10 protein-coding genes and 1 riboswitch are annotated in these 11,844 nt (G+C 64.2%); of the genes, 4 read left to right on the top strand and 6 right to left on the bottom strand.

Features of this window, described 5'->3' with window-relative positions; translation table 11 throughout:
* Positions 1–39 precede the first annotated feature (39 nt).
* The 6 genes from AAHK20_RS01475 to AAHK20_RS01450 all read right to left on the bottom strand — a co-directional run bounded on the left by AAHK20_RS01475 (position 40) and on the right by AAHK20_RS01450 (position 5,764).
* Complete coding sequence (locus AAHK20_RS01475; protein ID WP_449179655.1) at positions 40–1,509, bottom strand: FecR family protein; 1,470 nt, start codon at positions 1,507–1,509, stop codon at positions 40–42.
* Positions 1,506–2,204 carry a response regulator transcription factor gene (locus AAHK20_RS01470; protein ID WP_449179654.1) on the bottom strand — a complete coding sequence of 233 codons (699 nt, stop codon included), beginning with the start codon at positions 2,202–2,204 and terminating at the stop codon, positions 1,506–1,508. Before AAHK20_RS01470 ends, AAHK20_RS01475 begins: the two co-directional genes overlap by 4 nt.
* 482 nt (positions 2,205–2,686) lie before the next feature.
* The gene (locus AAHK20_RS01465) at positions 2,687–3,484 is read right to left on the bottom strand and encodes a molybdopterin-dependent oxidoreductase (protein ID WP_449179653.1); all 798 of its coding nucleotides are present in this window, start codon (positions 3,482–3,484) and stop codon (positions 2,687–2,689) included.
* Between the two features lie 24 nt (positions 3,485–3,508).
* Positions 3,509–4,150, bottom strand: coding sequence for a cytochrome b/b6 domain-containing protein (locus tag AAHK20_RS01460; protein ID WP_449179652.1), 642 nt, complete (start codon positions 4,148–4,150; stop codon positions 3,509–3,511).
* Between the two features lie 22 nt (positions 4,151–4,172).
* Positions 4,173–5,048: a DUF1223 domain-containing protein gene (locus AAHK20_RS01455; RefSeq protein ID WP_449179651.1), complete on the bottom strand. Its 876-nt coding sequence runs from the start codon at positions 5,046–5,048 to the stop codon at positions 4,173–4,175.
* A gap of 215 nt (positions 5,049–5,263) precedes the next feature.
* The gene (locus AAHK20_RS01450; protein WP_449179650.1) at positions 5,264–5,764 is read right to left on the bottom strand and encodes a hypothetical protein; all 501 of its coding nucleotides are present in this window, start codon (positions 5,762–5,764) and stop codon (positions 5,264–5,266) included.
* Positions 5,765–5,924: 160 nt separating this feature from the next.
* Positions 5,925–6,051, top strand: a riboswitch (TPP riboswitch).
* A gap of 71 nt (positions 6,052–6,122) precedes the next feature.
* Here AAHK20_RS01450 and thiC point away from each other — a divergent pair.
* The 4 genes from thiC to AAHK20_RS01430 all read left to right on the top strand — a co-directional run bounded on the left by thiC (position 6,123) and on the right by AAHK20_RS01430 (position 11,678).
* Positions 6,123–8,054, top strand: a complete 1,932-nt coding sequence (thiC, locus tag AAHK20_RS01445) for a phosphomethylpyrimidine synthase ThiC (RefSeq protein WP_449179649.1) — start codon at positions 6,123–6,125, stop codon at positions 8,052–8,054.
* Positions 8,055–8,245: 191 nt separating this feature from the next.
* On the top strand, positions 8,246–8,710 hold the full coding sequence (locus AAHK20_RS01440) for a hypothetical protein (protein ID WP_449179648.1): 465 nt from the start codon (positions 8,246–8,248) through the stop codon (positions 8,708–8,710).
* Positions 8,711–9,012: 302 nt separating this feature from the next.
* Positions 9,013–10,614 carry an L-lactate permease gene (locus AAHK20_RS01435; RefSeq protein ID WP_449179647.1) on the top strand — a complete coding sequence of 534 codons (1,602 nt, stop codon included), beginning with the start codon at positions 9,013–9,015 and terminating at the stop codon, positions 10,612–10,614.
* Between the two features lie 134 nt (positions 10,615–10,748).
* A complete protein-coding gene (locus AAHK20_RS01430; protein WP_449179646.1) occupies positions 10,749–11,678 on the top strand; it encodes a DMT family transporter in 930 nt (309 codons plus the stop codon).
* The last annotated feature ends 166 nt before the right edge of the window (positions 11,679–11,844 follow it).

Raw genomic sequence — 11,844 nt, 5'->3', positions numbered from 1 at the left:
GGCGCGCAGCGCGCGCGTGCGCAGCAGATCGAAGCTCACCTAGTAAGCCAGCGTGAAGGACTGCACCGGACTGCCCTTTTCATAGAACTTCCCGTTCTCGAATTGCTCGGCGACGACCGTCCAATAGTAGACGCCCGCCGGCAAATTCGAGACGACGATATGCCCGGCGTCGAGGTCGACGCGATCGACGATCGGATGCTGCAAGTCCGGTGTGGCGGCAAGCACGAAACGGAAGCGCGTCTTGGCCTGTGCGTCGTCCGCGCGGCCCGCTTGATCCGCGTGGCTCACGAGCCAGCGGAATTCGAAGTCGCGGCTGCCGGGGCGGCGCGCCGCCGAGGTGGAAAGCCCGGTCAAGCGGCGCTCGAACGCGTAGGTCTGCGGCAGCCCTTCGAGACCGTTCGCGTCGATTGCCGAGAGGCGCACGAAATAGGTGCCGTCGGTCAGATCGGCAAAAGATGCGTGCGGCCCGTCGACGCGTTCGTCGCGCACCAGATCGAGCACGCCCGCATCGCGCGCGATCGCGACGCGGTAGCGCGCCGCGCCGTCGAGCGGCTGCAAGTCGAACGCCACGGCCGGATCGTCCTGCACTTTCGCGGGATTCGTCAGCGCGGGCGCGCCCAGCAATGGGAGCGGCCCGCCGACGCCGCCCGTCGCTCGCGTGACACTGCCGTAGCGCGCATGGACGAGCTGCGCGGCAGCCATCGCATCCTGCTGAGGCAGAGGTCTCGCAGCGCCCGCACTGTCTACGCCGACCGTGCCGTCGAGCACTTCGACCGCCGTCGCCTGCTGTGCGTCGTCATAGTCCACGCGAAACCGCGTGCCGCGCACGCCGGCCACCACCGACGGCGAGCGGATCTGAAAGCGATCGTCCTTGCGCGTCGCGTGCGTGACCTCGCTGTCGACTTCGCCGCGCTTGAGCTCGAACTGACGCACCGTCGTGCCAGTGAGCGCCGTCTGCTTGAGCGTATGGAGATCGAGCTGGCTGTTCGACGGGAGCGACAAGTGCGTGCCGTCGGCCAGTTCCAGCGTGACGAAACCGTTGTCGCCGGTGCGCAGGCGATCGCCTTCGGTCAACGTCGCGCCGTTGGTCAGCGGCAGGAACGGACCATCGCGAAACGCACGCTCGACTGGCCCGTTCATCGCGACGACGCTCGCCGTCAGGTTCGTGCGCTTGAGCAGCGCGACCGGCAGCCGCAGCGTCATGCCGGGCGGCAGATGGCGCGGCTCGGAAACGCGATTGAGGCGCGCGAGCACGCGCCAGTCGTTCGGATCGCGCAGATAGCGGTCGGAGATATCGAAGAGGTTGTCGCCGGTCTTCGTCACGTAGGGGGCGTATTGGGCGGCGGTTGAACCGGATGCGCCAGACGCGCCGGACGCGCTCGCCTGATGCGCGTCCGCAAACTGCACGCCGCAAGCCGCGAGCGCCGCGGCAAAAACCACGAGCGCCGCGCGCTTCGGGAACCTTGCGAGCCGCTGCGGTGCGAACGCCGCCCGGCTCGCGTCCCTCACGCGCCCTCCTGTTCGAGACGCTCGAGGCGATAGCCGTAGCCGTAAATCGGCGTGAGACGGTAGCCGTTCTCGGGACGCAGCCCGAGCTTCGCGCGCAGCATCGACACGTGCGTATCCATCGTGCGCGACGGAATATCGGCGGCCTGCTTCCAGATCACATCGAGGATGTGCGCGCGCGACAGCGGCCGGCTCAAATGCTGGAACAGCAGCAGGGCAAGCTCGAATTCCTTTTGCGTGAGAGTCACCGCCGCGCCCTTCACGCGCACGTGCTTGGCGCTCAGGTCGAATTCGAATTCGCCGAAGACTTCCTTCGTCACGGCCGGATTGAGCTGATAGGCGCGCCGCAGCAGCGCGCCCACTCGCGCGAGCAGCACGGCGGCCGGCACGGGCTTGACGACGTAGTCGTCGGCACCGATGTTGAGCATCGAGGTGATGTCCGTCTCGCGGCTGCGGCTCGTCATGAAGAGCACCGGCAAGCGGTCCGATACGCTCTGCCGGACCCAGTTCAGCACGTCTTCGCCGGACATGTCGGGCACGTTCCAGTCGAGCACGAGCAAGTCGAACGTTTGGCGCCGCAACTGCTTCACGAGTGCGCGCCCTTCTCCAAATGCGTGACAAACATGCCCCGCCGCCGCCAGCGTCTGACAAACAAAATCGGTCTGAGCCGGATCGTCATCCAGTACTGCGATTCTCATAGCACTCCGCGACACCATTTCATTCTTCGTAGTTTTTTGACTGTGCGCCCGTCATCGCCGGCTCACCGCCCGTGCATCTCAAAATTGAGGCGCATTCGGGCCCCTCGGTTACAGCGGCGATCCGCTTTTTCATGATAAGCGAAAAAGTGTTATGACTTTTCTGTTGACCCAGTCATATTCGAAAGCTTTCTATTCCATTAACGCGCGCTTTTTCCCGTACAGCACAGTATAAGAAGCACGCAATGCGGAAACGTTTAAAGATTGTCAGATCCGGCGTACAGACGAAAAAAAGCCGGGTTTTTACCCGGCTTTCTATATATGTGTGCGCATTTTCGCTTGGGGTCACGGGCCTGCGCCGTTTGCGCCACCCGCTTTAATGCCGCTCATTGCCCCATATTGCCGCTCGTTGCCAATCACCGCCGCCAATTAACTTTTCGATTGGATTTCATCGGCGCTTTGCACTCGATCTGCCTGCGCTTTATTCAGGACCCGCCGAACCAGTTGTACCCCTGGTCGGGCCAATAGCCGCCGGGGTAAGTATTGGTAACGAAGATCTCCATGATGTGTTTTGGATTCTTGTAGCCGAGCTTGGTCGGCATGCGCAGTTTCATAGGAAAGCCGTACTGCGGCGGCAGCGTCTGGCCGTCGTATTGAAACGTGAGGAGGGTTTGCGGATGCAGGGCCGTCGGCATGTCGATGCTCTCGTAATAGTCGTCCGCGCATTTGAAGCCGACGTATTTCGCGCTCGTATCCGCCCCCACGCGCTGCAGAAAATCCGCGAACGGCGTGCCGCCCCAATGTCCGATCGCGCTCCACCCTTCCACGCAAATGTGGCGCGTGATCTGGTCCGCGTGCGGCAGCGCGTAGAGCTCGTCCAGCGTCCATACGCGCTTGCCGGTCACGAGACCGCCCAGATGCAGCTTGAAATCGCTGGCGTCGACGTCGGGCACGTCGTCGATGCCGTAATACGCGTTGAACGGAAACGGCCGCGTCAACTGCGCTTCGGTATAGGTCGGCGCGAGTTGCTTCGGATCGAAGAGCCACGCCTGCACGCGGTCGTTCATTCTCGACACCTTCAGCAGAAACGCGTTGACGGACTTGTCGTCGCTCAGCGAGCAGCCCGTCAGCATCAGAAGACCGCCGAGCGTCAACACGCGTTTGCCGAACGCGCGGCGCGACGGCAAGGCGAGTTCGCGCCGCACGTCGGTCATGATCGCCTGGCGGTCGAGCTTGCTGAGCCCTGGCGCGTCCTTGGCGAAGTTGGGATCGGATGGATTCATGATTTTCGACCTCTGTCTATCGTCTTATCGGCCGCGCAGCATCGCGAGCAGCGAGCGCGGCACGAGCGCGACCATCACGAGATGCACGACGAGAAATGCGAACAGCACCGCCATGGCAAAGAAGTGCACGACGCGCGCCGAATCGTAGCCACCCATCAGTTCGCGCAAGAGTGGAAACTGCACTGACTTCCAAATCGCCAGGCCGGACAAGACAAGCACGATCAAGTCGACGATCACGACCAGATAAGCGAGCTTCTGCACCGCGTTGTAGTGGCGCAGATCCGCGTGCGACAGCTTGCCGGTCAGCGCGCTCGCGAGATCGCGGAACACCGCGCGCGGCGGAAGCGGGAAGAACGTGCGAAAGAAACGGCCGCTCGCGACGTTCAGCACGAGATAGACGATCCCGTTGACGAGCAGCAGCCACACCGCCGCGAAGTGCCACTGCAGCGCGCCCCCGAGCCAGCCGCCGAGCGCGATCGAGGGCGGAAACATGAAGTTCCGGAAAATCGGCGACGCGTCGTAGATCTGCCAGCCCGAGAGCATCATCGCGATCGCGGCGAGCGCGTTGAGCCAGTGCGTGATGCGGACCCAGCCCGGATGAATGGGCGCGTCGCGCCGTTCGCGCGGCGTCTCGGCGGGTCTCGCGTGAGCTTGCGGTGTGGACATCGTGGACTCCTCCTGTTCGCTCTCAATGACAAGCCGGCAGATCGGCGGCTTGCAACACGTCGCCGGTCGCCGCGTCCTCGACGAACGCAGCCACGCCGAAACGGCCGGGCGATGCGGTATCGCTGGCGTCAGCGGCCAGCGCAACGTTGCGCCGAATCTGCGCCACGCCGCCGACGAGCGGCACCGGCCCCAGCCATTCGCGCACGACGCGGTCGTGATGCAGCGTCGCGCCATGGTTCTCGCCCGCGTCGACCTGCGAGCTGACCTGATTCTCGTAGACAGCAACATAGGCGTTCAGCGTGCGCGGCGCAGTCGAGTGCGCGGTGAATTGCGCGTCGACACCGAACGTGTGCGTCTTCACGCCGGCCGCGGCCCCTACACCCGCTCCGCTCGCCTGACTCACCGCGCCAGGCGTAGCGGGCGCAAGCCGAATCGTGACATCGGCTTGCGCAGGCTGGGCCGCCAACTCGCGAAGACGTCCGTCGAATTCCGACGCGCCCCAGTCGCGCATTTCTCGGCCAGCGACGAACACTTCAGGCGTATAGATCAGATGACCGCCTGCGAAAGCGGCGAGATCCTGCTGCCGCACCGTGAAGCGATGCTGCGAAAAGCGATCGGTCCAGCCGAGGCTGTTCCAGTAATCGACGTGCAACTCGAGTGGCACGAAGTCCGCGCCCGGGCTGCCGTCGTGCAACTGACTGAGCCAGCGATCCGCCGGCGGGCAACTGCTGCATCCTTCGCTGCTGTACAGCTCGATGAGCGCGACGCGATGCGCGGGACTGTGCGCGCTGCACGCAACGCCCGCCAGAGCCAGTCCGTTTGCGCCGAGCGACAGCATCAACGCGATCGCCCATGCCGCCAAGCGCCCTATCGTTTTCGTGCGCGTACTAATGTGCATGATGCAGCTCCTCGACCCATGAGATGTACGTTAGTCGAGCGCACGCGAAAGGGATGACAGCGCCGGCGATATTTTTTTAAAAAGGGGACGACCGGGCGGACGCCGCGCAGCGGACGGCCGCCCCACGGATGGCCGCCCCACGGATGGCCGCCCCACGGATCGCCGCCCCACGGATCGCCGCCCCACGGATCGTCGCCCGACGGATGGCCGCCCCGTCAGTCATAGCTCATGACCAGCGTGACCGGCTTCGAAGCGGTCTGCGGACCACCGCGCGGCACCGTCAACGACAGCACCCCACCCGTAGGATTCAGGTGATAGCGCCCTTCCGGCTGCCACGGGAAAGCGCGCCCTTTCGGGTCGACGAAGCGCGTCACGACATCGTTCTTGGCGTTGGGTCCGATCGTCGAGCGCGCCGCGTCGTTCGCGACGAACGACACGTTCGCGCCCGGCATATCGTCATTCGGCGCCGCGAACGTCACCTTCACGCCATTGCTCGTGGGAGTCACCTCCGGCGTGCCCCCGCCCTTGGCGGCCGGCCCGATCGGCGCACTGCTGATGTCGAAACCCGGCCCGACGATGACGCCGATAAACGTGATGACGCCGCCGGGCCCGCTCGTCGGACCGGCCGCATCCGACAGGATCGGCATCGTCGCGGCAGCCGCCGCACACAAAGCCGTGGCGACTAGGGTGGTGGGGTGAAAGGTGCGCGCGTTCATCATGGACTCCCGGTTGACTGCCGCTTCGCGGCTGAATGGTTGTTCACAACTCTTTATTTATCGGTCCAGTCTCAAAATTCAGAAGGCGTCAAACCGTCGCGCCGTGGAACCTACTGGATTGTCGGTTGCCAACGTGCGGCGACCCGGTGTATCTTGTGCGCTGCTAACGCGGGGGTCCTGTGTTGCGCTAAAGCTGATAGTTCATAGCAATGGCGTGCGCGGGTGAGAAATACCCTTTGAACCTGATCTGGATAATGCCAGCGCAGGGAAGCGTCAGGGCTCCACCGCAGTTCACCGCGCCGAATCTGCCCTACCTTCCTCTCGTCTCCTGCTTAGCAACCCACATCAGGAGATTTGCATGAACGCCAACCCCAAATTCATTTCCGCGGACGCGCACGTCGATGCTGCCGCCGTCGAGCCGCTGCCGAATTCCCGAAAGGTCTATGTAAGCGGATCACGCCCTGATATCCAGGTCCCGATGCGCGAAATCTCCCAGGCCGACACGCCGACCGCCTTCGGTGGGGAAAAGAATCCCCCCATCTACGTGTATGACACCTCCGGCCCGTATTCTGATCCCAAAAATCAGATAGATGTACGCCGGGGTCTTCCCGCATTGCGTGAGAACTGGATCGACGAGCGCGGCGACACGGAGACGCTGCCGGGTCTGACGAGCGAGTACGGACGCGAACGCGCCGCCGATCCGGCCACCGCGCAACTGCGTTTTCCGGGCCTGCACCGCACGCCGCGCCGCGCCAAAGCGGGCGCCAACGTGACGCAGATGCATTACGCGCGCCGCGGCATCATCACGCCGGAAATGGAGTTCATCGCGATCCGCGAGAACCAGCGCCGCGCCGAGTACCTCGAGAGCCTCAAGGCGAGCGGCCCGAACGGCGCGAAGCTCGCCGCGATGATGGGCCGCCAGCACCCGGGCCAGGCGTTCGGCGCCGCGGCCTTCGGCCCGAACGCACTCACCGAGATCACCCCTGAGTTCGTGCGCGCGGAAGTGGCGCGCGGCCGCGCGATCATCCCCGCGAACATCAATCACCCGGAAAGCGAACCGATGATCATCGGCCGCAACTTCCTCGTGAAAATCAACGCGAACATCGGCAATTCGGCGGTGACCTCGTCCATCGGCGAGGAAGTCGACAAGATGACGTGGGCGATCCGTTGGGGCGGCGACACGGTGATGGACCTGTCGACCGGCAAGCACATCCACGAAACGCGCGAATGGATCATCCGCAACAGCCCGGTGCCGATCGGCACGGTGCCGATCTATCAAGCGTTAGAAAAGGTTAACGGCAAGGCCGAAGACCTGACCTGGGAAATCTTCCGCGACACGCTGATCGAACAGGCCGAGCAAGGCGTCGACTACTTCACGATCCACGCGGGCGTGCTGCTGCGCTATGTGCCGCTGACGGCCAACCGCATGACGGGCATCGTGTCGCGCGGCGGCTCGATCATGGCGAAGTGGTGTCTCGCGCATCACAAGGAAAGCTTCCTTTACGAGCACTTCGAAGACATCTGCGAAATCATGAAGGCCTACGACGTGAGCTTCTCGCTCGGCGACGGCCTGCGTCCCGGCTCGATCTACGACGCCAACGACGAAGCGCAGCTCGGCGAATTGAAGACGCTCGGCGAGCTCACGCAGATCGCGTGGAAGCACGACGTGCAGGTGATGATCGAAGGTCCGGGCCACGTGCCGATGCAGCTCATCAAAGAGAACATGGACCTGCAGCTCGATTGGTGCGACGAGGCGCCGTTCTACACGCTCGGGCCGCTCACCACCGATATCGCTCCGGGCTACGACCACATCACGTCGGGCATCGGCGCGGCGATGATCGGCTGGTTCGGCACCGCGATGCTCTGCTACGTCACGCCGAAGGAGCACCTCGGCCTGCCGAACAAGGACGACGTGAAGGAAGGCATCATCACGTACAAGCTCGCGGCGCACGCGGCGGACTTGGCGAAGGGCCATCCTGGCGCGCAGGTGCGCGACAACGCGCTGTCGAAAGCGCGCTTCGAGTTCCGCTGGGAAGACCAGTTCAACCTCGGCCTCGATCCGGACAAGGCGCGCGAATTCCACGACGAAACGCTGCCGAAGGATTCGGCGAAGGTCGCGCACTTCTGCTCGATGTGCGGGCCGCACTTCTGCTCGATGAAGATCACGCAGGACGTGCGCGAGTTCGCGGCGGCGCAAGGCATCACGGAGGACCTGGCGCTCAAGAAGGGGATGGAAGTGAAGGCCGTCGAGTTCGTCAAGAGCGGCTCGGAGATCTATCAGAAGCAGTGAACGCTCCCGCGTGAGCTGAACTGAGTCGAGACAAAAAGCCCGCCTCGTGCGGGCTTTTTGCTTTCCATCACGATTGAAACGATCGGTAACCGGCACGCCATGTCGCGGCTGCCGCATTGGCGTACAGTGCTCGCACGATGCCCGCCCCGCGTCAGGTCAGCGGGACGTTTCGATTCAAGGAAGTGCGAGTCATGAATATCAAATTAGCTGCGACGACACTGGCCGGCGCGGTGTCGCTGGCCGGGTGCTACTACGGCCCCTACGGATACGATCCATACGGCGGCTACTACTATCCGACGGTGCCCGTTGCCGCAACGCAGCAAGCGGTGCCGGTCGCGCCGCCGCCGTACGCCGCGGCCCACCCTCCGCCGCCGAACCAGCCGCCTCCTCCGCCCGCCTCGGCCTATGCGGAGGCGCCGCCCGCGCAGTACGCCGTCGCGGACGTTCCGAGCTACCCCGCATACGCCGCCTACCCCGCGTACTATCCGGCCTACCCTGCGGCCTACCCCGCCTATTACGGCTACCCGTATTGGGGCGGGCCGACCGTCTCGATCGGCATCGGCGGCTGGTGGGGCGGCCACGGCTGTTGCTGGGGCGGCGGCGGATGGCATGGCGGCGGCTACTGGCATGGTGGCGGCGGATGGCACGGCCACTGAGCCTCGCCGCTTGCCGCTTAGCCCACGGGCGGCGCGCTCCGCCGGCCGCCCGCACCCTCCCCGATTGCTCCAATCCAACGCTTCTTACGCACATCAGCGTCCGCCAAGCCGGCTGACCGAGCCGGCTCCGCTCCCCGCCGCCCCATCCCCCGCTCGTTCTTCATTAAGGCCGTACTTACCCGGCTTGACTGAGCGGCCCCTCCTTCTATGCTTGGAAGCGCGGTAAAGGACCAAGAGACCAACCGACCAAAAGTCTGTTCAGCGGCACACAACCGGCATCGAACAACAACGAAGGAGCCGAGATGTTCCATCAATTGCTCACCCCGATCGGCAATGCGCTATTGCCATCGTTCATCGTAGCGATCCTCCCCATCGTCGTCGTACTGGTCCTGCTCGGCTGGGCCCGGCGGCCCGCATGGCAGGCATCGCTCGCCGGCCTCGTCGTGGGGCTCGTCATCGCGATCGCCGGCTGGCAGTTCCCGGTCGGCCTCGCGATCAATTCGGTCGTAGCGGGCGCGGTGTTCGCGGTCTGGCCGGTGATGTGGATCGTCTTCAACGCGATCGTGCTCTACAACATCGCACAGCGCTCCGGCCGCTTCGCGGCGTTCCGCATGTGGATGATCGACAACCTGCCGAACGACCGGCGCATCGTGCTCGTCGTGATCGGTTTTTCGTTCGGCGCGCTGCTCGAAGGCATTTCCGGATTCGGCACGCCGATTGCCATCACGAGTTCGCTCTTGATCCTGCTGGGCTTCCCGACGCTCGAAGCGCTCACCTTCACGCTGATCTTCAACACCGCGCCGGTCGCGTTCGGCGCGCTCGGCGTGCCGATCACCGTGCTCGGCGCGGTCACCCACCTGCCCGTCGACTCGCTCGGCAAGATGGTCGGCCGGCAACTGCCGTTTTTCGCGCTGCTGCTGCCGTTCTATGTGATCGCCGTGTACGCCGGGTTTCGCAACATGCTGCGGATCTGGCCGGTGCTGCTCGTGTCGGGCGCGAGCTTCGCGCTCACGCAGTTCGTCACGTCCAACTTCATCAACTACAGCCTGACCGATGTGCTGTCCTCGCTCGTGTCGCTGATCCTCACGATCGCCTTTTTGCGCGTCTGGAAACCCGCCGCCGACGCGCAGTTCGCGGTGAATGTCGATCGCGTGGGCGAAGTGCGTGGCAAGGTCAGCGGTTGGCAGGGGTGGATTCCCTGGCTGGTCGTCTCGGCGGTCGTGATCGTGTGGACCATCGCCAAGATCTTCGCGATCGGCGACGTCAAGGTGCCGTGGCCCGGCCTCGACAAAGCGGTCTTCATCACCCTGTACAACACGCCGTACGGCGCCATCTGGGACTTCCAGCCGCTCGCGACCGGTACCGCGATTCTCGTCGCGTCGATCATCACCGCGTTCATCGTCAAGCTGCCGGTACGCGAGTTCCTCAACGCGATCGTCGATACCTGGGTGCAAACGCGCATCGCCATTTTCACGGTGGCGACGATCGTCGGCCTCGCCTATCTGATGAACTACTCGGGGCTGAACTACACGCTCGGTCTCGGGGTGGCCTCGGTCGGCGCGTTCTTCCCGCTCGTGTCGGCGTTCCTCGGCTGGGTGGCCGTGTTCCTGTCGGGCAGCGATACGTCGGGCAACGCGCTGTTCGGCAACCTGCAGGTGGTGGCCGCACATCAGGCGAACCTGAACCCGGTGCTGATGGCGGCGACGAACTCGTCGGGCGGCGTGATGGGCAAGATGATCTCGCCGCAGAACATTTCGACCGGCGTCGCGACCACCGACCTCAAAGGCAAGGAAGGTCTCGTGTTCGCGAAGACGTTCAAGCATTCGATCCTGCTGACGGTGCTGCTCGGCATCCTCGTATGGTTGCAGCAGAACGTGTTGACCGGGATGATTCCGCCGCACTGACGACGCGCCTTGGCAAGCCCCTTCGTGGCGAAATTTGCTGTTTCTTGCTGTTTCATCTCGGCGTGAAATATCGGCGGCGAGCCGGTGATAAGATGCGAGCGCATCCCGTCCCGATCGCTTCAATACGCCTCTCGATGAAACTCCAAAACGCTGTCCAGCTCTTGGTGCTCGCCGCACTGTGGGGCGCGTCGTTCCTGTTTATTCGCGTCGGTGTGACCGAATTCGGAGTGGCGCCGCTGATGGCGCTGCGTGTCGCGATCGGCGCGCTCTTCCTGCTCGGCTTGCTGTTCGCGCGCAAGCCGCCGCGCGAAGCGTTGAGCGTGTTGAAGCAGCACGCTGTGCCGCTCGTGATCCTCGGCGTGCTCAATTCGGGCGCGCCGTTTTGCCTGTTCGCGTTTGCCGAGTTGACGCTGTCGGCGGGCGTGACGTCCGTCATCAATGCAACGACGCCGCTCTGGGGCGCGCTCGTCGCCTTCGTCTGGCTGAAGGACCGCTTGAACGCACCGCGTGCGTTAGGTCTCGCAATCGGCTTCGCGGGTGTGCTCACGCTCGTGTGGGATCAGATCGCGGCGCCGCACGTCAACGGCGCGGCGACGCCCATGGCGAGCGCACTCGCAGCAGCTGCCGCCATGGCCGCGACGCTGTGCTATGGCATCGCCGCGAACTACACGAAGCGCCACTTGAACGGCGTCGATGCGCTCACGCTCGCGGCGGGCAGCATGACCGGCTCGACGATCGTGCTGCTGCCGTTCGCGCTCCTCACGTGGCCGGCCGCGCCGGTCTCGTGGCACGCGTGGGGCGCGGTCCTTGCGCTCGGCGTGGCCTGCACGGGCATCGCGTACTTCCTCTACTTCCATCTGCTCAATGTGGCCGGACCTGCGCGCGCAATGACCGTGACCTTCGTGATCCCGATCTTCGGCATTCTGTGGGGCGCGCTGTTCCTCAACGAGCGCGTCTCGCCGGCGATGCTCGAAGGCTGCGCGATCGTGCTGCTCGGCACCGCGCTCGCGACGGGCTTCATCAAAGGCATGCCGTGGCGGCGCACGACAGGAAAAGTGTCGTAGCGCTTTTCAAGTTCGCTGCCGCATAAGGAAACACCCTTCCCCGATCCGCCAATCCTTCGCCACCGTACCCGATCGCACATAGTTTCGTTCGGGTCTGGACTTACCCTGACGTCCATCGATTGCCTGTCGACCGGAGTGAGTGCTTTAACGCTTACCCCGGTCCCAT

Source organism: Trinickia camelliae (assembly GCF_053525655.1).
This window is presented reverse-complemented; position numbering and strand designations above follow the sequence as displayed.